Genomic DNA, 21,449 nt, shown 5'->3' on the forward strand with positions numbered 1-21,449 from the left:
GTTCCTTTTCCCAAGTATTTTGGAAGACATTACGGCAAAAAGAGAGAGATTGATTAAATTAAGAGCAATCAATAAGTTGTTATAAACAAGTCGTTGCTATACTCATTTCATAGGAAAAAGGAGATTTACAGATGCAGATAAGCTCAGATGTGCACAATTACATGGAAACATTAGTAGGCCAGGTTCTCAGTTTGCCCGAATTTTTAGAACAGTATGACAACGAACAGTTAGCCGATATTGCTTGCCTTGCGCTTATCCAACTCAAGCCTGTCTATATCCGTCATGATATTGATTTTTTGTCTTCACTTCCTGAACAAAAATTAAGCCAGTTTAAGCAAAGCGCGGATATAGCGGTGAAAAACGCCGCAGAAATGGTGAAAGAAGACAGGCGTAAGAACCGAGAGTATGATGTGCCTGTAATTTTTTCCCATACTAGTTATGATGATGACAAAGAGTTGGATTGGTATGAAAAACCGATCCTTAACGTTAATATCAAGTAAGAGTCGCTCAGTTGACTAGTGAGTTGACCCAAGGAGGAATCGTGGGATTTTTTTCGCGTTTGTTTGGTGGTAGTGAGAAAACCGCTGAAGCTAAAACTATCGAGCCAGTTGAGTATAAAGGTTTCTTTATTTACCCAGAGAGCCTTTCAGAGGGCGGACAATATCGCATCGCTGGTCGAATAGAAAAGCATGACAATGATGAAGTGAAAACACATCGGTTTATTCGCTCCGATTTACTTGGCTCAGAGCAAGATGCCAATGACCTTATGTTGAAGAAATCTCAAATGTTTATTGATCAAATGGGCGATAAAATCTTCGACTAGCAATTTACTGCAATTTGATTCCAGTCATCTTAAAAAGAGCCATTAGTGTATATGCTAGTGGCTCTTTCTTTTTAACGCTTAAATCTCTGTTAAGTCGGTATTTAATCGTTACCTGGTTAGACCTCAGTCTAGTACGGTGTTGCGTTGTTATTTTTCGTGCACAGAGCGACAATCATTCATTACTTAGCGTTATATGTAATGAAATTTAGTATTTAAATTACAAAACACTTGAAGTAATGAGACGCGTTCGATACAAACAGAATAATAACAGGGCTGTTAGTCAAGGTGTTATTGTGCAAATGGGTGTCCCCAAACATCATCTTTCGTTTGCAATTGTCTTGCGTGGTAAACAGATAGAAATAAAAAAGAATTAGAGTAGAGCAACGCTCTGTTTTGGGACTAATTTATTGATATGTATACAAGGAGTATGCGTTTTGCAAATCGGTGTACCTAAAGAGATACTCGCGGGTGAATCGCGAGTGGCTGCATCGCCGAAGTCGGTTGAGCAGTTAATAAAATTGGGATTCGATGTCGCGATTGAATCCCAAGCGGGGGTGCTAGCGAGTTTCGATGATGCCGCTTATGAAGCAGCTGGTGCGAAAATCGTTTCTAGTGAAGAAGTTTGGGCATCTGGCCTTATTTTAAAAGTTAATGCGCCAATTGTGGATGATGAGCAAGGCATTGACGAAATTGCGTTACTGCAAGATGGAGCAACACTGGTTAGCTTTATTTGGCCGGCTCAAAATGCTGAGTTGATGGAACAACTTTCAAGTAAGAACATTAACGTTCTTGCCATGGATTCCGTTCCTCGTATCTCACGTGCACAAGCCTTAGACGCGCTATCTTCGATGGCTAATATCGCTGGTTATCGTGCAGTGGTTGAGGCAGCTCATGAGTTTGGTCGTTTCTTTACAGGTCAAATTACGGCTGCCGGTAAAGTACCTCCAGCGAAAGTATTGGTTGCGGGTGCTGGCGTCGCTGGCTTGGCGGCTATCGGTGCTGCAGGTAGCTTAGGTGCTATTGTCCGTGCGTTTGACGTTCGCCCAGAAGTAAAAGAGCAAGTTGAATCGATGGGCGCTGAGTTCCTGACCGTTGACTTTCAAGAAGAGTCAGGCTCTGGGGATGGCTACGCAAAAGAAATGTCTGATGACTTCAACAAAAAAGCGGCAGAGTTATACGCAGAGCAAGCTAAAGATGTTGATATCATTATTACGACCGCGCTCATCCCTGGTAAACCTGCGCCGAAGTTGATCACCAAAGAAATGGTCGACAGCATGAAAGCGGGCAGTGTAATTGTCGACTTGGCAGCTGCTAATGGCGGTAACTGTGAATATACAGTGAAAGACCAAGTTATCATGACGGATAACGGCGTAAAAATTGTTGGTTACACTGACATGGTTGGTCGTTTGCCAACACAATCTTCTCAGCTTTACGCGACAAACCTTGTTAACCTTCTAAAACTGCTGTGTAAAGAGAAAGATGGCAACATCAATATTGATTTTGAAGATGTTGTTATCCGTGGCGTTACCGTGGTGAAAGAAGGTGAAGTTACTTGGCCAGCGCCACCAATTCAGGTTTCAGCTCAGCCGCAAGTGAAACAAGAACAGCCTGTGAAGCCAGAGCCTAAAGTAGAAGAACCTACGTCTCCAACGAAGAAAATTATTGGTGTGGCAGCGGCTGTTGGAGCCTTTGCATGGGTAGCATCGGTTGCTCCGGCAGCGTTTCTTTCTCACTTTACTGTATTCGTTCTAGCGTGTGTTGTCGGATACTACGTAGTATGGAATGTTACCCATGCACTTCATACTCCACTAATGTCAGTAACGAATGCTATCTCTGGCATTATTGTCGTTGGTGCATTACTGCAAATTGGACAAGGTAATGGCGTCGTTTCATTCCTATCTTTTATTGCCGTATTGATCGCGAGTATCAATATCTTCGGTGGTTTCACCGTCACCAAGCGTATGCTTGAAATGTTCCGCAAAGATAAATAGGAGTCACAATGTCTGCAGGATTAGTACAAGCAGCTTACATTGTTGCTGCATTATTTTTCATCATGAGTTTGGCGGGGCTTTCAAAGCAAGAGTCTGCTCGTAATGGTAACTACTACGGTATCGCTGGTATGACGATCGCGCTAATAGCGACGATCTTTAGCCCAGATGCGCAAGGTTTTGGTTGGATCATTATCGCGATGGCGATAGGTGGTGCGATCGGTATTTTCTATGCGAAGAAAGTAGAAATGACCGAGATGCCAGAACTGGTTGCGATTCTACACAGTTTTGTAGGTTTAGCTGCGGTTTTAGTTGGCTACAACAGCTACCTAGATGCGCCAGAAGCAGCAACACATGCTGAGCATGTTATCCACCTTGTAGAAGTATTCTTGGGTGTGTTCATCGGTGCCGTAACTTTCACCGGTTCAATTGTCGCATTTGGTAAGCTGCGTGGTGTGATTTCTTCGTCGCCACTTAATCTGCCTCATAAGCACAAAATGAACCTCGCAGCGGTTGTTATTTCTACGCTTCTTATGATCTACTTCGTAAAAGCAGATGGCAGCATGTTCGCTCTTATTGTGATGACTTTGATCGCGTTCGCATTCGGCTACCATTTAGTCGCTTCAATCGGTGGTGCAGATATGCCAGTTGTTGTCTCTATGTTGAACTCATACTCAGGTTGGGCAGCAGCGGCAGCAGGTTTCATGCTAGCAAATGATCTATTGATTGTAACAGGTGCTTTGGTAGGTTCATCAGGTGCGATTCTTTCTTACATCATGTGTAAAGCAATGAACCGTTCGTTTATCAGTGTTATTGCCGGTGGTTTTGGTCAAGAGATAGTGATTTCAGGTGACGAAGAGCAGGGCGAATATCGTGAAACAACGGCTGAAGAAGTTGCAGAGATGTTGAAGAACTCAAAATCAGTAATCATCACTCCAGGATATGGCATGGCAGTAGCTCAGGCACAATACCCTGTTCATGAAATTACTGATGTACTTCGTTCACAAGGTATTGAAGTTCGCTTTGGGATTCACCCAGTAGCGGGTCGTCTACCGGGGCATATGAATGTGTTACTCGCTGAAGCAAAAGTACCGTATGATATCGTTCTTGAAATGGATGAAATCAATGATGACTTTGCAGAAACCGATACCGTATTGGTTATCGGTGCTAACGATACGGTCAACCCAGCCGCACTGGAAGATCCGAACAGCCCAATCGCTGGTATGCCCGTATTGGAGGTATGGAACGCGAAAAACGTAGTGGTATTCAAGCGCTCAATGAATACTGGTTACGCAGGAGTACAGAACCCACTGTTCTTCAAAGAAAATACATCAATGCTATTTGGTGATGCGAAAGAAAGTGTTGAGTCTATTTTTAAAGCACTTTAACCATTCTTGATTTAAAACTATACAGGGTCAGCAATCGCTGGCCCTTTTTTGTTCCGTTTCAATGTTATAGTAATGCAAATCCTTCTGTTAGCAGATGTCAATTGCTTGTAGATTGATGTATAGTTTTGGCTAATGTAACAAGTGACGGTAACAGTTTGATTAAAAAGTTTTTGCTCGGTTTTGCAACTGTATTGCCGCTTTTTTCGGCACCTGCATTTTCCGATTCACTACCAGAAAGAATAGATACGTTTACAGAGCTATTTAACTATGAAGTAGCTCTTAAGTCGTACGATATTCGTATTCTGCAATCAAATTATCCTACCAAGTTACTTGCGCCAGATTCGCTTCTGCCGCAAACGTCTGACTATCCGTTAAAAGATATCCAACAGCTTTACAGCTTGGCGAATACTTGTCGTGGCAAATTACCATTAAGTCCTTTAATTACTGAGCCTTTAGTATTTACAAGGGCGATTTGTAAAGGGACGCAGCTGACACCTCGTTGGTTCTCGCGTAGTGGTCTCATTCACCCTGGTGGTGGGACGTACGCGGCACGTTATGTGGATAAGTATCCAGAACTCAAACCCAAACTATCTCAGTACATGCATATAAAAGAGCGTGATGACGAGGAAGGGGATGAGTTGCTAGAAAGCTTGAAAAACATGGATGACGACGCCATTAATGCTTTGATTGCAGGCGCGAGCATGTTTATTGAAGGTAACGAACTTTGGCTAAGACGTGGTGACCGTTACTTTGTTTTCGAGAAAGATATCTGGCAAGAGAACGTAGCGAATGCGGGTCTGTCATACGCTCTAGCCTCTCAAAGCAAAAGTTGCTTTGTTAAACGAGGCAATATTTGTTGGGATGTAGAAGATCACTCGCAAGTTTTGCGGATCAGTATGATCATACTGGTAATCGCCAATATTCTTTTGGTGATTGGTTGGGCGGTATACCGTTGGAATAGCAAGCGAGAAGAACTACGTAGTAGAATGCTCGTGTTGCAAATTTTAACGCATGAGCTCAGAACACCGATTGCATCTCTGTCACTAACGGTTGAAGGCTTTCGTCGAGAGTTCGAGCATTTGCCTGAAAGTGTGTATGACGAATTCCGCAGATTGTGTGAAGATACGCGCCGCCTGCGTCAATTGGCAGAAGCGAGTAAAGATTATTTGCAATCTGATAACCAAATGCTTGCAACAGACTGGGTACCATCCGTTGCAGATTGGTTAGAATTTAAGATCGAAGAAGAATTTGATAGTGCCGTGCTTTTTAACATCAATGAAGATGTGGCTGCTAAAGTTAATGTGTACTGGTTAGGAACTTGTGTCGATAACTTGCTTCGTAATGCGCTTAAGTACGGTGTCGCACCGGTTGAATTGGATGTCTCAACTAGTGAAGAAAAAATAGTATTCCAAGTCCGAGATGCAGGAGGCCTAACGGCTAAAGATTGGGCAAATTTGAAGAAACCGTTCGTAAGTAAGAGCGGGTTAGGACTTGGATTAACAATCGTTGAATCTATGGTAGGCCGCATGGGCGGAAAAATGTCCTTAATGGGACCACCTACAACTTTTATATTGGAGATACCTTGTGAAACAGACACTGCTTCTCGTTGAGGACGATAAAAACTTGGCTGACGGCCTGTTAGTAAGCCTGGAACAAGCAGGATATGAGTGTTTACATGTGGAGCGTATTGCAGACGTAGAGCCACAATGGAAAAAAGCTGACTTGGTAATTCTCGATCGCCAACTCCCAGATGGTGACTCTGTACAATGTCTCCCAGAATGGAAACAGATTAAAGACGTACCAGTTATCTTGTTAACGGCACTTGTTACCGTAAAAGATAAAGTTGCAGGCCTTGATTCCGGCGCGAACGACTACTTAACAAAGCCTTTTGCTGAGGCGGAGCTTTTTGCGAGAATCCGTGCACAGCTACGAGCACCGGATTCAGCAGAACAAAGCAACGCTGATAAAGTGATTACAAAAGACTTAGAGATTGACCGCTCGACTCGTGAAGTGACTTATAAAGACGAGCTAATTACGCTTACTCGAACAGAGTTTGATTTGCTGCTATTTTTGGCGTCAAACTTAGGTCGCGTGTTTACTCGTGATGAGCTACTTGACCACGTTTGGGGTTACAATCATTTCCCGACAACACGTACGGTTGATACACATGTACTACAGCTTCGTCAAAAACTGCCAGGACTGGAAATTGAAACACTTCGTGGTGTTGGCTACAAAATGAAAGCATAAGTCGTAATGAAAATACTACTCCCTGTAGTTGTCTCATTAGCGTTAGTGAAACCAGTCCATGCGATGGACTGGTTTCAAACTAACACGCCTTTAACACAGGCACATCAACACTTACTTGAAGATGATCTTGCGGGTATGTTCAACTCTCTTGTTGAACTCTGGCAAACGGAACCAAGTAAAGATTTGACTCCTCACCTTAATGATCTTCTTGGTCAGTCACTATCTAAAAACTGTGGCAAGGCTCTCACTGGTGTAACGCTGCCTGATTGGATAAGTGGTGTGAACGTTATTCGTCAGACTATTCAAAGCCCTGGGCGAGATACATTTAGATTGGTAATCAAGCTAAGAGCTACAACTGACATCGAAAATATTTCATTTAATCGATGGGTGGATGATTCTATATCCGCGGACAGTTCATTCAGCTATGAACAACAGCCGAGCGGGACAGAACTTGCCAACGAGCGTAGCTACTCGAAACGCTATAACTTAACAGGTAAACTTGAAGCTGGTTTATATCACTTAACCGTTGTTTCTACTGATAAACAAGAGTATCGAACTTGGGTAATACTTGGAGATTCAAACTCTTCTCAATATGTTCGTTGGACATCTAAAGAGAATTGGAAAGTAGAAAAGAGCGCACTTCGTAATCCCCATTGTCCATTACCGCAACTTGAAGTCGGTTTGTATGACTACATTGATGGCCAGTACGAGCAAATGTGGAAAAAGACTTACGAGTCTAACTATCCAAATTCATTGGAGCTAGCGGGTGTCCCAAACGATAGATACGTATTGGCGGTAAGTATCAATAGTCGCCGTTGGCAGGGCGATATAATTGTTGAGCAGGCTCAAACTATTAGCCGAACCTATGATCTTTCCCAGGAAGAATAGTTAAAGAAATACTACTTGTGCCGATAAAGGTTCAGGACGAACTAAAATCACAAGTGTAGTATGAAAAACAAATATAAAATTCTTGCCACTTCTGTTGCTACTATTCTTTTCACTAATGCTGCCTCTGCTGCTACTTATGCGATAGAGGCTCGTAGTGATGCAATGGGTGACGTTGGTACCGTATCAGCAACTTATCTAACTGCGCCTTTTTTCAACCCCGCTCTTACTGCGATTTATCGCCGAAATGACGATGCAGGCATGATCGTGCCAAGTTTTGGTGGCAGCTACGATGATCAATATGATCTAGTTGATGAGATCGAACGCATCAGCAAATTGGCAGACGTCGATGAAATCAAAAAATCGATGGATGCTATCGATGGGAAAAAGACAGACTTTGATCTTGGTGGTGTCGTTGCCATTGGTATTCCCAACAAATTCTTATCTGCAACTGCATACGGTAAGTTATACACTGAATCATTCGTACAACCAAATGTTGATACCTCAGGTACTAATCCATTAGATGATAGCTATGTACAAGGTGTTTCTATTGGCGTGGCTGAAGCTGGTATTTCACTTGCTAAATACACTAATTTCATGAACCAACACCTTTCTTTTGGTGTTACTCCTAAACTTCAGCGTATATACACATACTCATACGCCACGAGTTTTCAGAATTTTGATACTAAAGACTTACGTGAAAATGAGACCGCGGAAACGATGTTTAACTTAGACGCAGGCGCACTTTGGTTCTTTGGCCCATATCGTCTCGGTATTTCAGCGAAAAATTTGATTGGAAGAGACGTTAAAACAAAATCATTCCAGTATGGCAGTGATACGATAAAATCATACGAATATAGCATGCGTCCTGTATACACTGTTGGGGCTGGGATTGTTGCCGATTACTTTACGATGAGTGTTGACTACGATCTCAACGAAGAAAAACGTTTTTCATCCTTTGATGATAATACGCAAATGATTCGAGCTGGTATTGAATTTGATATTTTGCGTCAAATGGCATTACGAGCAGGGTATATGAAGAACTTAGCTCGAAGTAATGACGAAGGAACCATTACTGCTGGTATCGGGTTGTCTCCACTTAAGTTGTTCGAATTGGATATCGCAGCTCAGTACACAAACGAGAACGCTATGGGGGCATCCATTAATTTCCTTGCTACCTATTAATTGAATCGTTATAGTCAGCTCCTCAAAATGAGGAGCTTTTTATGTTTGACGATTTACCCCCTCTATCCCACCAAGAGCAACAACAAGCTGTAGAGAGAATTCAAGAATTGATAGCGAAGGGCACAAGTACTGCAGAAGCTATCAAAATTGTTGCCGAACGGATTCGTTCTGAGTACGCAGAAAAACAACAGCAACAAAACTAATCAATTCATGGACAGGGCATACGCCCTGTTTTTTTTTGCCTTTCTATTTTCTCTCCCAAACACCACCCTGGTTACGCTGTAACTAAAATTTACTAAACCTATATGATTTTAATCTTGTTCAATTGCCTTTAAGACTAAATAGCGAGTTAGTAAAATTTTACCTAATCGTGTTAACCTTGGTTTTCGTAGCACAGGTAATTAGGCGTTTTTTAAAGAAATCATAAATTAAACTCAATAATATCAATTATTTACCTCGGGCATTTAATCTACCAACCATATTGGTCTTGATTGGTCTTGTAATTTAATTACAAAGCGCGAAAGGGCTTTGCTCTCAGGTAGAAGATTATGCTGAAAAAAGAAAAAAGATACACCGTAACTTATAGCGGTAATTAAACTAGAGTTATTAAATAAGCGATATAAGAACAGTAAGCACTCGCAGACATATGTAATAGATGAATCGAAATTCATCTTATTGAACTGCTTTTTTTAGCCGAAATACGTCTCCTGGATTTGAGCGGAGCGTTACATATTGAGCATGCTTAATCTAAAGTAGTTTTACTAAACTAGGCGACGTTGAAGTGGGTAATATGAAACCTCAAGAGTAGTAGAAATCAAGAGTAGTAACGCGTGTTACAACGTAATGTTTCCTGGCATCCTTCCAGTTAAATAGTCCGATAATTAGAGAAGAAATTGGAAAAACATCGTTGATCTTTGTATGAGAGGAAGCAACAAGGTTGCAATGAAAACTATTTGCCTGTTTTACACTAAACTCCTTTAACTATCATGTACCAGTAGTTTTGATGTTGTGTTCGCTCTATGTGGACTAGACTTAATATGAGAACAAAAACTAACCAAGGGAGGAATGATGGGTTACAAGCACGTTTTGGTTGCTGTCGACTTATCTAAATCTAGCCAAGCCGTTATCGAAAGAGCAATAATGCAAGCAGATAGCTCAAGCAGCAAACTCTCATTTGTTTACGTAGATGTTGATCGCATAGTCATGGAAGCGAAGGAAGAGCAAGAATTGGAAAGAAGGCTGCAAGAGCTCGCTGATAAATGCTTATACCCAGTAAACGAGACCATGGTAGTAATTGGCGATCTTCATATAAAACTATCGGGAATCGTCAAAAAAGAGGGGATAGACTTAGTTGTCTGTGGCCATCATCACAACTTATTGAGTCGCTTTTTTTCATCGATACCAAAGGTTGTGAACGAAGTTGAAGCTGATTTATTAATCGTCTATTTAGACGAGTGATCGACAACTCTTGTTCGCACTCATCATTTTTTGTCAATAAAAAGCCGAACGTTTATGTTCGGCTTGGTGTATCGGTGATAATAAAAGTTTTTAGCCAGGAATGATTGATGCCTCATGAGATAAAACAGATGCAGACTCCGCGTTTGACTGCAGATCAAAATGTACGTTAACTTGCACGCCTTCTCGCTCAAAAGTGACATCATCAAAATCGGTCATAGCGATTTTGAATCCATTTCTAGCAAAAAAGCCAGTCACCATAGTTCGCTGCTTAATTTCTAATGCAGACGCGAGTAGCTTATCCATGGCATTCTCCTTGGTTATTGTGGGGATATGGGTAGAAGATACACATAGATTGGTATGAAATCAATTTTATATAAAGTTGCTTTTGATGAAAATTTTAATGTAAGTCAATCTATCATTTACCCCACGTGATTTATTCCACGCAAAACCTTGATAACAAGACGGAAGAGCATCCCACATTGTGATAGCAAGCATAAAGATGGGGGGGTTAATAAATGCCGCTGAAACAATATGTTACAAAGATTAGCGTTAGGCCTGGTTGAGTAGACAACGCAAAATTCTAAATCTGAACAACCGCCCTAAAATGACTCACTCTTCAATACTTGTGATAACTCAGACCGAATAAAAGTAGATATCTCAGCTAGCTTTCTTGGCAAAGGGTTTTGATAAGGGTAGGCAATATACATGGAACGTTCTATATCAAAAGTTTGCGATATTCGGATGTTTTTGTCTATATAGTTACTTTTAACAAGATAGTTTGGAATGACACCAACCCCAACTCCCTCAGAAACAAAGTTTATTAAAATAGAGGTGTTATCAACTTCGATAACATCAGTATATTGACTTTTAATTGATTCCTTATTCGAATGATGTTTGTAGATTAATAGTGTTTTGTGGTTGGCATTACTTACCCTAGATATCAAAATATCACTATAATCACCAATTTTATGTGCAATAAGAGTGTCATCAATAACATTATTAAGCCTAATCGCTAAATCTACATTGCTTTCTAATAAATTTTCTACATTGTTACTTGATGATATTTCAAAATCAACTTTTGGATATCGTTCTTGTAAGTCTTTAAGAACAGAACCAAAAATAGAAGAGGCTATAGAGTTGGGCATTGTGATTTTAAACTTTCCATCAATGCATTCACTCAACGAGCTAGCTCTGTAATTTAACTCGTGCAAACTCTCTAACGTCTTGATAGCAAGCTCTCTAATGCTTTCGCCATGATCAGTTAAAACGAGTTTCCTTGTTGTCCTGTGGACGAGTGTTACACCAAGTTGTTTTTCTAATGCTGCTAGCTGCCTGCTCACTTGAGCTTTAGACTTTCCAAGTTCTTTTGATGCCTCTGTAAGAGAGAGGTGTTTACAAATGGCTGCAAAGCAGATCAACTCATTGTTCATCAATTCCATGATTGTTACCTTTTTGCAACTCTGAGTCACGTTGTCTTTTAACTGGTGGGAAAGTATAACTTGCTTCATCGGAGGGGGACAATGATATTAAAAAGCTGCCATGAAATAAAGGCTGGCTACTATCTTAATAAAACCATATTGGATATTAAGTTAAACCGATATCCTGAAGAAATTAACTCAATCGGATTAAATATAGAAATTAAAGATTTAAAAATAAAAAATTTTCTCGTGAAATTACTAAGTTGGATTCGGGTGACTTAATTCTTGATTGTGCATCATTGATAATGACTCATTCCATATCGAAAAAAGTAATAATAAAAGTTGAAATTGAATCTTTAAATTATAAAGTTAAACGTGTGAGGATATTTAAATATGAAGACTGCAATACAAAATTCGAAAAGATCTGTTTATCAGAAAGATACATTGTATAGAATAATAAATAATATTAATACTTTGTATACCAAATCACTAGTAAAATTATTTGGTGAAGAGTTGAGAATCCATCATTGCAAACATAAGATTAATGTAAGAACCACTAACGAGTTGAGTGAACATATGAAGAAAGATCTAGGTATAGATTGAAAAGTAGAGAGTTTACATCTGTTAGATTCCTTGTTCCTATAAAAGTAATGTAGTACTTACACGTTTGGGTTAAGCAAATGCGTGTCCATGTTGACTCATGTTGAATGAGCAAGATGCAGAACCAACGTGTACAGTGTTAAACGTAACCCAAGATACAATGAAGGAACTTAATCAGCCACACGGTTTTAAAGTTGATGACTGGTTATTATCAAGTTGTCGCTGTGGTGAAATCGAAGTTCACGGTCCATACAAGACAGCTGATGAGGCTTGCAAAGCAGCAACAGCCAAATACGGTGTAACTAAACTGACTTCACCAATGCTAAATAAAGCAGAATAGCTTCAGTGTTTCCATCCATACTCAAATAGTCGAGCAAATCTGCAAAATCGATTCTTCTAACCTTTAAGTTCGTATTATGTATATTATGTTAAATTGCATATCGCCGTACGCTAAATGTTGTCTGAGTATGCTCCTATTCCCCTGCAGATTTTAAATTTAAGGGCCTTACTGTGAGCATTAAACATAATGGTTATTTACCATAAAATAGCTAATATCGATCTATCAATCTACGATTGCTTGCTCTTCAATTAGCAACTTATAAAAAATGGCGTCTATTTCTTTAGACGCCATTTTTGTTTACTGGAAATATTAAATTAGCCACCGGCTAATTTAACTGTCATGCCTTTCTTTTCAAGATGTGCCTTGATCTTGTCTCTAGCATCACCTTGAATCTCGATATTGCCATCTTTTACAGAGCCACCACAGCCACAGACTTTTTTGAGTTCTGCCGCTAATAACTTTAAAGGTGCATCATCCAAGTCTAAACCTGTAACAATGCATACGCCTTTACCTTTACGGCCTTTCGTTTGGCGCTGAATCCGAACAACACCATCGCCTTTAGGGCGAGATACTTTTTCTTCTTCCGGCTTAATTCGACCGGTTTCTGTTGAATATACCAGAGTCATTCTATTGTTTCTTTTGTTGTTGAGCTTGCATCGCTTTTTGCTTTGCAACCAAATAAGCTTCGATATGGCGTTGAATAGCGGCTTTACTGCCCTTAATCAGTTTACCATTAAACATACAGTACCAAGAGTTAGGTTGGCCTGTATCGTTTTGAATAGTATAGCCGTTAAAGACCTCTGATTTTGCAACACCAGTTTGCTGCACTCTTTGTCCGAGTGAAGCAAACTCTTTGGGATCAATAATCGATGCGGTGTCACACCACCAATCAATGCTTTTCTTTACCGCCGTCAAACTGCCCTGTAAAACGTGGTTCTTGATTTTAACCTTCCAAACACTGCCATCTGATCCGACTGACTGCAGGTTAAAACCTCTATAATTTGAAATCGCCATACCACTGAGTCATCTGTTTAATGCGTTGATATAATCATAATTGCTACTGAGCAATATTCAAATACGGCTTGAATAATCCTTGCTCTAGAAAACAACTTGTATCATAAAACGCGTCTCGATAACGTTAATCACTTTGCACTGTTTATACAATCTTCCAAGAACTCATGAAATTTGTGCCCGTTGTTTTGAAGCATTTTAGGGAACATTGAGATCGGAGTCATTCCTGGAAATGTGTTTACTTCGTTTAAGTAAATCTCATCATCTTCCGTTAGGAAAAAGTCGATACGAGATAAATGACGAAGATTCATTTGTTTAAACACCGTCTCTGACGCGTGTTGGATGGAATCTAATTGTATTTGAGTTAGATTCTTCGCCTCAACTTCTGTGAGCGAGTGACTTGAACTGCTGTACTTTTCATCGTACGAGTAAAAAGCACCATCAGGCGCGATGACCTCGCCTGGCTTAGTGATATGTAGTTGGCCATTCATCTCATATGCAGCAACTTCAAGTTCTCGAGGTTTTACTGCTTTCTCAACCAACACTTGGTCAGAAAACCCAAAAGCATCATTTACTGCATTAGAAAGCTTGTCTTTTTCTGTGACACTGTAACAGCCAACGGAAGAACCTTGGCGAGCGGCTTTAACAAAAACTTTTCCCCACTTTTCAAAGGCTTTATGAGCTTGAACGTGAGCTTCTTCATCGTTTCGCGTTAAGAATAAGTATGGCGTATTGGGTATGCCAATAGCGTCGTACCAAAGCTTAGATGTGATTTTATTGAAACTATTGCTACTCGCTTCTGGCCCGCAGCCAAGATAAGGAATACCTGCGATTTCAAACAGAGATTGAATGTCGCCTGTTTCGCCAGGAAAACCATGTATACAAGGCACGATGAAATCAATGGTTTGATTAGATTCACTTGAGCACAACTGCTTGGTATTGAGATCCAAGTAAACCAACTCACCTTGGTTGGTCATCCAACCTTCGTTTTTAATTTCTACGCGTGTAACGTGAACGTCTTCAATAAGATTTAGTTGTTGTTCGACAAAGTTTGCAGACAATAATGAAATCTCGTGCTCAGAAGAGCCACCGCCGCATAGTAAAAGAATATTTTTAATCATGAATCCATCTTTCCGTGACCTACAAAAGATACTATTTATTATGATAAACCTTTGAAGTGTGACGTACAGTAATTTTAATGTGAGGAATGTTGTTCGAATAGGATTTGAGCAAATAAATAAGGGAGCTATTCGCTCCCTTATTTGATGTGCTAATTTAATTTGTTAAGCGTTGGGTAAGCTGAGTTTTTGATTGCATCAATGCTTTTAACAAATGGTCTTAACTGCTGAAATTGCGCTGGCAAAGTCGAAATCGCTTGCTTGGCTTCTGCGCTTGTTGCGTAGTCTCCGTATAAAACTGAGAACCACTTAGTACCGTTTACAACTTTGTAGTTTTCCCAAATTGGCTGACCGTTCTGTGGCAGCTTATTTGCAAACTGATCGACTTTAGCTTGGCTACCCACAGCTGCGACTTGAATGGTATAGCCGAATCGTTGAATGCCAGCTTGCTTTTTACTTGGTGGTACGATCTTAACTGGCTTCGCCTGCTCTTTTGGCGTTAGCTTGACTACTTTCTTTTCTTCAGGCTTTGCCGTCATTTTCACAACAGTTGGTTGTACGTCTTTTTCTACTACAGCGTTTTCAGACGCCATAATTGGTTTAGAGATACGATCTGATTTGTAGTCCTCTCGGTAACTTTCTGAGGTCACATCCGTGATGTAAGTTTCAGATGCACAAGCAGAAAGCAGAACTGACAAGCCGATGATTGCGATTTTTTTCATGAAGTAACAAATGCTCTGGATAAATATTACGATAAATCATGCCGATAGCAGGGCCGTTTATCAAGCATCAAATACAATAATCTGTGATTTTGATGTGATGAATAACACAAACTCCATAAGCATCGTACACATTTTCTGCAATGTCTGGTCTGAAGATGTTTTATCAATAAATTATTCGTTTATGATTGATATGAAACCGAGAAGCCAACGTGACTTACAAACGGCCAGGAGTCAGCATGAATAAACTACATAAACTCTTTAAACCCAACTCTGTGGCCGTTATTGGGGCATCTCAAAAAGCATTGCGAGCAGGACATGTTGTGATGCGCAACCTTCTACAAAGTGGATTTGGTGGCGCGATTATGCCAGTAACGCCGCGATATAAAGCCGTATCTGGCGTGATCGCTTACCCTGATGTAGCTTCCCTGCCCTATACGCCAGATATTGCAATTTTGTGTACGAACGTTTCACGTAACGAGCAATTGCTTAAAGAGCTAGATGAGAGAGGCACACCGTTTGCGATTGTTATCTCTGATGACCCTAATCCTTTAGATATCTCATCATTGAACATTCGAGTCTTAGGCCCAAACAGCTTAGGTATCATCCTTCCTTGGCACAATTTTAACTGCACGTTTTCCCCTGTTGCAGCTAAACCCGGAAAAATTGCTTTCATCTCACAATCCGCGGCGGTTTGTACCACGGTTTTAGACTGGGCAAATGATAAGAACATTGGTTTTTCTTCGTTCATTTCGATTGGGCGCGGACAAGATATCGATTTTGCAGATTTGCTCGACTATTTGAGTATGGATGGAAACACTGAAGCTATTCTGCTTTATGTTGATAATATCCAAGACGCTCGCCGATTTATGTCTGCTGCGCGCGCCGCTTCACGTAACCGACGTATATTGGTGCTAAAAGCGGGCCGCTCTAAAGAGATGAATACTTTTGAGCAGCAAGACGGAGATACACTTGACGTAATTTACGATTCTGCTATTCGCAGAACTGGTATGTTACGAGTCAGCAATACGCATGAGCTTTTTGCCGCGGTAGAAACACTCACGCATTCTGTGCCACTTCGTGGAGAGCGTTTAGCGATCATCACCAATGGCGGCGGCCCTGCTGTTATGTCCGTTGATACTTTGATTGAACGTGGTGGCCAACTCGCAACGCTTGATGACGCTTCCATTGAGCAATTACAAGCAGTACTTCCATCCAACTGGCGTGCTCGAAATCCAATTGATCTGTCTGGTGACGCAACCCAAAAACGCTATATTGATACCATTAACGCACTGATGAATAACGACTGTGCAGATGCGATATTGATTATGCATAGTCCTTCTGCTGTTTCTGATCCTCTTGAAACTGCTCAAGTCGTTATTAATGCCATCAAATCTCACCCTCGGCATAAGCATTTTAATATCTTGACCAACTGGTCAGGAGAACAAACGTCGAGAGAAGCGCGACTGGCCTTTACTCAAGCAGGCATTCCAACCTATAGAACACCTGAAAGTGCGGTTGTAGCATACATGCACTTGGTCGAATACAGACGAAACCAGAAACAACTAATGGAAACGCCAACGACGGCAGAGCCATTACATTCAGGAAGTGTGAGTTCAGCAAAAGAATGGGTAAACGAACGACTACTGGATAAAAACACAGTCACCTTAGATACGCATCAAACTAGCCCATTATTTAAGCTGTTCGGGTTTAACGTTTTGCCGACGTGGATTGCATCTGACGACATTGAAGCCGTTCATATGGCAGAAAATATTGGATATCCTGTTGCGGTTAAATTGCGTTCTCCAGACATTCCTCATAAATCTGATGTTCACGGTGTCGCTCTAAATTTAAGAAACAGTCGAGAAGTTTCCAACGCAGCGCTATCCATTTTAGATACCGTAAAGCTCAGCTACCCTTCCGCCAATGTACATGGGCTGTTGGTACAAGGGATGGCAAAGCTCGGCAGCGCTGAAGAGCTACGGATTAGTATTGCAGTAGATAAAGTCTTTGGACCAGTGATCTTGCTTGGTCAAGGCGGCTCTGAGTGGAATATCGCCCAAGATGCCGTCGCTGCACTTCCTCCTTTGAACATGACGCTTGCGCGCTACCTTGTCGTTGTTGCCCTAAAGTCTGGAAAGATTCGCCTGCAGAAACACAAAGATGCGCTCGATATTACTGAGTTGTCGAAGTTCTTGGTTCGTATCTCCCAAATGGCAGTTGAGTTACCAGAAATACAAAGGCTGGATATCCATCCAGTGCTGGTGTCCGGAAGCGATTTAACTATCCTTGATGCAGATGTCACACTGTGTAAATACGAAGGAGACGCCCAAAAACGGCTAGCGATTCGCCCTTTCCCGGCAGAGTTTGTCGAAACTGTAACGCTTCGAGATGGCCAACCTATCCTGCTTCGCCCTATCTTGCCTGAGGATGAACCGCTGCATGCTCAATTCATTAATAGCGTATCGAAAGAAGATCTCTATAAACGTTTCTTTTCTGAAGTTGGAGAGTTCAACCATGAGGCTTTGGCAAACTTTACTCAAATCGACTACGACCGCGAAATGGCGTTTGTTGCGGTAGCGTTTAATACTGACGGACCGTCTATCATAGGGGTAGCCCGCGCATTGATTACACCAGACAATAGTGACGCTGAGTTTGCTATTTTGGTTCGTTCAGATTTGAAAGGAAAAGGTTTAGGCAAAGTGCTGATGCAGAAAATAATCAGCTATTGCAAAGTTAAAGGCACAAAGCAAATGTCTGGAATGACCATGCCAACAAATAGAGGAATGTTGATGTTGGCTCAGAACTTGGGGTTTGAGATCGATGTCCAGTTTGCAGACGGTACGGTAGATATGGTGCTCCCTTTAAATTGAAAAGCTCAGCATTAGCGATGACTTTTACTTCTTACATTCGATAATCAATGGGAATTTAAGAAGTAAAAGTTACGTTGTTACTTTAGTTTCCAATTCTTTTTTAGGTACTGAATACACCAGGATTTTGCTTCACCCATAGTGTTCCGGCGCCATGCCAAAATAATATCCATCGGCTGTTCTTCAGTGCCTTCGATTCGTTTCAATACACCACTATCAATAAGAGGTTGCGCAATTTGGCTTGGTAATGTACCAATACCTAAACCTGCAGTGAGCGCTTCTACTTTTGCCGTAAAGTTGGTGACGGTCAAGCGAGGCTGTTTTTGAATGATATTAATTGAGAGCGCTGGTTGCTCACGTGCGGTATCTGCAATAGCAATAATCCGATACTTTTCTCGCGCTGCTTCATCAAACTTACCACTACGCTTGTGAACATAGTGATCAGCGGAAGCTACCCAATACATACTCATTTTACCAATTTTTTCTGACTTAACTTCTTGAGGAAGCGTATCCAGTGATGGGCAAATCAGTAAATCAGCTCTCCCCGTATTCAACGACTCCCAGCTACCAGCCAGAATCTCCTCTTGCAGCCTGACTCGAGTTGAGCTGACCTCGGCCAGCGCATCAACCATCGGGAAAAAATTGGATATAGGAATAATGCCATCAAAGGCAATGGTAATATCCAGTTCCCAACCATTCGCCAATAACGTTGCATCGTTCACTAACTTTTCACTGGCTTGTAAAATGGCTCTTCCTCTTTCAAGAATAAGCTTACCTGCTTCAGTAAAATGGGCTTTGTGACCAGAGCGATCGAAGATAATAATGTCTAAATCTTGCTCGAGTTTCTGGATTTGATAGCTCAGCGATGACGGGGCTCTGTCTAACTCATTCGCAGCAGCAGCAAAACTCCCTCTTCGATCAATAGCATCTAGAATATGGAGTGCTTCTAACGTAATTGGACTCTGCACACGGCCTCTCTTAATGTGATATCCATCACATTCGTTGTATTTGGATGAACTTATCAAGAACTAACGACAAATAATATAACACATTGATAACTAAAGACTAGGAATGCTCATAGCCAAAGAAGAAGATTCAATACAAACCAACAAATGACAATGGTAATGATAGTAATTACCATTTAGATCCATTAATATCCGCGTGTTGTTACCTATTATGGATCTAAGGTATTGAAGCCAATGTATAAAAAATCAATTTTGTCAGCCTCCATTTTAGTTGCCCTTTCCCATACTGCTTATGCGGAAGAAGCTTCTAAGTTTGAAGAAGTCGTTGTGTCGGCCACCCGTACCAACCAAACCATAAACACTGTTGCTGCTTCTGTTGCTGTTGTATCAGAGAAAGACATCGAAGAAAACATGGTAAAGGACTTGAATGATCTATTCGAGTATACGCCAGGTGTTACTGTTAATGGCACTCAACGCCAAGGCGTCCAAAGTATTAACATTCGCGGGATGGAAGGTAAACGAGTTAAAATCTTAGTAGACGGTGCATCTCAACCAGGTGTATTCAGCGGTGGACCATATTCGTTTATCAATTCTAGTGCCGTTACTGTCGACCCCGATATGCTAAAGAGTGTCGAAATTGTTAAAGGAGCAGCTTCTAGCCTCCATGGTAGTGATGCAATTGGCGGTGTTGTCGCATTCGAAACAAAAGATCCGAAGGATTTCCTCAAAGATGGTAAAGACTTTGGTGGTCAAGCTAAACTCTCTTATTCATCGGAAGATAACTCTTTTAGTGAGCATGTAGCTTTAGCAAAGCGTTTCGGTAATACAGAAGCACTTATAGCCTTTACACGCCGTGATGGTGCAGAGCTACAAAATTTCTCTAAGGCGCCTTACGATAACTATTCTGTGGACAACCAAGATTATTACAAAAACGATCTATTGGTAAAACTTCAATCTCAATTGAATGACGCTCATCGCTTGGAGTTCTTGGGAGAAGTTATTTACAACGAGACTGACTCAGAGATCGCACATAAAAGTTACAAAAACTTCAACGCTGAAGACACAACCAAGCAAAATCGCATTGGGCTCAAGCACATTTGGTTTGCAGATGCAGCTATCTCGGATACGATCACGTCCAAGCTTACATGGATTGCTAAAGAAGAAAACGGCGTCTCTAATCGCTTTATCGAAGCCAGCCCTGGTTACCCACCTTACGTACCGCCTAGTGGTGACAACCAACAGAAAAAAGATTACGAATATACTGAAGACAAATTTGAATTCGAAACTCAGTTAGATAAAGAGATTCAAAATCACTATATTGTTTACGGAATATCGTACAAACATAGTGACATCAGTAATACCAATCGCGAGTTTAATTCCGATCCTGGCACGCCAGATACTGTTTACGTTTACACACCGGATGCAAAAGAAGAAAGCTTAGGTTTATTCTTGCAAGATGAAATTTCGCTTCTTAATGACAAGCTAATTCTGACTCCAGGTGTGCGTTACGATTACTTCTCTACTAATCCTTCAAATACTTCTGAAGAGTCATTCGAGAAGTTTAGCGACTCTGCATTAACTGGTCGTTTAGGAGCGACTTACTCTGTATCGCAACCTGGCACGATCTTCGCGCAAGTGAGCCAAGGGTTCCGAGCGCCATCGTTCGACGAGCTTTACTACACTTACGATAATCCGGCTCATGGCTATACCAACCGCCCTAACCCAAATTTGGGATCTGAAAAGAGTTTGTCTTATGAACTTGGTTACCGTCATAACACTGCAGCGTCTGCAACTGAAGTAGCGTTCTACTACAGTGATTACAGTGACTTTATTGAGCAAACGTCATCAAACAATGGTGGTTTAACTGAATTCACAAATATCAATATTAGTGAAGCAAACATTAAAGGGGTTGAGCTCTCTAACCGTCTTGATTGGCATGCCATTGCTGGTCTTCCATCAGGCGTGACAACTCGCTTTGTTGCAGCATACACAGAAGGTGAAGATGGTGATGGTAATCCTTTGAACAGTGTAAACCCATGGAATGCCGTAGCTGCTGTAAATTACGATTCACCAAATGCACTTTGGGGGACAAGCCTAAAAGTAAACTACACGGCTAAGAAATCGAACAGTGATATCAACTCTGATGGTGATAAAGGCGGAATCAAAGACCAAGTTGCTTTGCCGTCTGCGACAGTCGTTGACTTAACGGCGTACTACAAACCAATGAAAGATATAACCATTCGTGCTGGTGTTATGAATCTAACGAATGAAGAATACCATCTTTGGAACGATGTTCGCGGTAAGACTGAGTTAAGTCGAGACAAAACGCAAGCTGAGCGTAATTATAACATTAGTGTTAAATACGAGTTCTAAACCTTAAAAACACAAAAGCCAGCGTAATGCTGGCTTTTTTTATGGCTTTCATTTCAAAAAT

General features: G+C 41.1%; 20 protein-coding genes. 13 read left to right on the forward strand and 7 right to left on the reverse strand.

Going from position 1 to position 21,449, the window contains the following annotated elements; all coding sequences use genetic code 11:
* Window positions 1-131 precede the first annotated feature (131 nt).
* The 10 genes from R7Z10_RS02645 (at window position 132) to R7Z10_RS02690 (ending at window position 9,974) form a co-directional block, all read left to right on the forward strand.
* Window positions 132-500, forward strand: a complete 369-nt coding sequence (locus tag R7Z10_RS02645) for a late competence development ComFB family protein (protein WP_005376241.1) — start codon at window positions 132-134, stop codon at window positions 498-500.
* Between the two features lie 41 nt (window positions 501-541).
* A complete protein-coding gene (locus R7Z10_RS02650; RefSeq protein ID WP_017634616.1) occupies window positions 542-823 on the forward strand; it encodes an HlyU family transcriptional regulator in 282 nt (93 codons plus the stop codon).
* A 434-nt stretch (window positions 824-1,257) separates the two neighbouring features.
* Window positions 1,258-2,814, forward strand: a complete 1,557-nt coding sequence (locus R7Z10_RS02655) for a Re/Si-specific NAD(P)(+) transhydrogenase subunit alpha (protein WP_054575447.1) — start codon at window positions 1,258-1,260, stop codon at window positions 2,812-2,814.
* Between the two features lie 8 nt (window positions 2,815-2,822).
* Entirely contained in the window at window positions 2,823-4,199 is a 1,377-nt protein-coding gene (pntB, locus tag R7Z10_RS02660; RefSeq protein WP_005376248.1) for a Re/Si-specific NAD(P)(+) transhydrogenase subunit beta, read from the forward strand.
* A 155-nt stretch (window positions 4,200-4,354) separates the two neighbouring features.
* The gene (gene vxrA, locus R7Z10_RS02665; RefSeq protein WP_318104116.1) at window positions 4,355-5,809 is read left to right on the forward strand and encodes a sensor histidine kinase VxrA; all 1,455 of its coding nucleotides are present in this window, start codon (window positions 4,355-4,357) and stop codon (window positions 5,807-5,809) included.
* Window positions 5,784-6,446 carry a response regulator transcription factor VxrB gene (vxrB, locus tag R7Z10_RS02670; RefSeq protein ID WP_005376251.1) on the forward strand — a complete coding sequence of 221 codons (663 nt, stop codon included), beginning with the start codon at window positions 5,784-5,786 and terminating at the stop codon, window positions 6,444-6,446. The genes vxrA and vxrB overlap by 26 nt, the downstream gene beginning before the upstream one ends.
* A gap of 6 nt (window positions 6,447-6,452) precedes the next feature.
* A complete protein-coding gene (locus tag R7Z10_RS02675; protein WP_033907061.1) occupies window positions 6,453-7,334 on the forward strand; it encodes a DUF2861 family protein in 882 nt (293 codons plus the stop codon).
* Window positions 7,335-7,394: 60 nt separating this feature from the next.
* The gene (locus tag R7Z10_RS02680) at window positions 7,395-8,516 is read left to right on the forward strand and encodes a conjugal transfer protein TraF (RefSeq protein WP_318103863.1); all 1,122 of its coding nucleotides are present in this window, start codon (window positions 7,395-7,397) and stop codon (window positions 8,514-8,516) included.
* 41 nt (window positions 8,517-8,557) lie between these two features.
* Window positions 8,558-8,719: a YoaH family protein gene (locus R7Z10_RS02685; RefSeq protein ID WP_318103864.1), complete on the forward strand. Its 162-nt coding sequence runs from the start codon at window positions 8,558-8,560 to the stop codon at window positions 8,717-8,719.
* A gap of 865 nt (window positions 8,720-9,584) precedes the next feature.
* Window positions 9,585-9,974, forward strand: coding sequence for a universal stress protein (locus tag R7Z10_RS02690; protein ID WP_318104119.1), 390 nt, complete (start codon window positions 9,585-9,587; stop codon window positions 9,972-9,974).
* Between the two features lie 90 nt (window positions 9,975-10,064).
* On the opposite strand, the gene R7Z10_RS02695 is transcribed toward R7Z10_RS02690, so the two are convergent.
* Together R7Z10_RS02695 and R7Z10_RS02700 are read right to left on the reverse strand one after the other, a co-directional pair.
* Window positions 10,065-10,277, reverse strand: coding sequence for a hypothetical protein (locus tag R7Z10_RS02695; protein WP_005376260.1), 213 nt, complete (start codon window positions 10,275-10,277; stop codon window positions 10,065-10,067).
* 296 nt (window positions 10,278-10,573) lie between these two features.
* Window positions 10,574-11,413 carry a LysR family transcriptional regulator gene (locus R7Z10_RS02700; protein WP_318103865.1) on the reverse strand — a complete coding sequence of 280 codons (840 nt, stop codon included), beginning with the start codon at window positions 11,411-11,413 and terminating at the stop codon, window positions 10,574-10,576.
* 679 nt (window positions 11,414-12,092) lie between these two features.
* Between R7Z10_RS02700 and R7Z10_RS02705 the strand changes: the two genes are divergently transcribed.
* Entirely contained in the window at window positions 12,093-12,332 is a 240-nt protein-coding gene (locus R7Z10_RS02705) for a hypothetical protein (protein WP_318103866.1), read from the forward strand.
* A 314-nt stretch (window positions 12,333-12,646) separates the two neighbouring features.
* Here R7Z10_RS02705 and yciH read toward each other — a convergent pair whose 3' ends face one another.
* From yciH to R7Z10_RS02725, 4 genes are all read right to left on the reverse strand, one after another.
* Window positions 12,647-12,958 (reverse strand): stress response translation initiation inhibitor YciH, encoded by a 312-nt coding sequence (gene yciH / locus R7Z10_RS02710; RefSeq protein WP_005376292.1) that lies wholly within the window; start codon window positions 12,956-12,958, stop codon window positions 12,647-12,649.
* Between the two features lies 1 nt (window position 12,959).
* Window positions 12,960-13,346 carry a DUF3319 domain-containing protein gene (locus tag R7Z10_RS02715; protein ID WP_005376294.1) on the reverse strand — a complete coding sequence of 129 codons (387 nt, stop codon included), beginning with the start codon at window positions 13,344-13,346 and terminating at the stop codon, window positions 12,960-12,962.
* Between the two features lie 128 nt (window positions 13,347-13,474).
* A complete protein-coding gene (locus R7Z10_RS02720) occupies window positions 13,475-14,464 on the reverse strand; it encodes a D-alanine--D-alanine ligase (protein ID WP_033907069.1) in 990 nt (329 codons plus the stop codon).
* Window positions 14,465-14,613: 149 nt separating this feature from the next.
* Window positions 14,614-15,183, reverse strand: a complete 570-nt coding sequence (locus R7Z10_RS02725; RefSeq protein WP_005390018.1) for an SPOR domain-containing protein — start codon at window positions 15,181-15,183, stop codon at window positions 14,614-14,616.
* 236 nt (window positions 15,184-15,419) lie between these two features.
* Here R7Z10_RS02725 and R7Z10_RS02730 point away from each other — a divergent pair, with 236 nt between their 5' ends.
* Window positions 15,420-18,053, forward strand: coding sequence for a bifunctional acetate--CoA ligase family protein/GNAT family N-acetyltransferase (locus R7Z10_RS02730; RefSeq protein ID WP_318103867.1), 2,634 nt, complete (start codon window positions 15,420-15,422; stop codon window positions 18,051-18,053).
* A 77-nt stretch (window positions 18,054-18,130) separates the two neighbouring features.
* Here the strand turns inward: R7Z10_RS02730 and R7Z10_RS02735 are convergent, their stop codons facing one another.
* The gene (locus tag R7Z10_RS02735; protein ID WP_017634152.1) at window positions 18,131-19,018 is read right to left on the reverse strand and encodes a LysR family transcriptional regulator; all 888 of its coding nucleotides are present in this window, start codon (window positions 19,016-19,018) and stop codon (window positions 18,131-18,133) included.
* A 231-nt stretch (window positions 19,019-19,249) separates the two neighbouring features.
* Between R7Z10_RS02735 and R7Z10_RS02740 the strand changes: the two genes are divergently transcribed.
* Window positions 19,250-21,388 carry a TonB-dependent hemoglobin/transferrin/lactoferrin family receptor gene (locus tag R7Z10_RS02740; RefSeq protein WP_176311554.1) on the forward strand — a complete coding sequence of 713 codons (2,139 nt, stop codon included), beginning with the start codon at window positions 19,250-19,252 and terminating at the stop codon, window positions 21,386-21,388.
* Window positions 21,389-21,449 lie beyond the last annotated feature (61 nt).

Origin of the sequence: Vibrio sp. Vb1018 (assembly GCF_033338775.1) — a bacterium.
Lineage (GTDB): Bacteria > Pseudomonadota > Gammaproteobacteria > Enterobacterales > Vibrionaceae > Vibrio > Vibrio alginolyticus.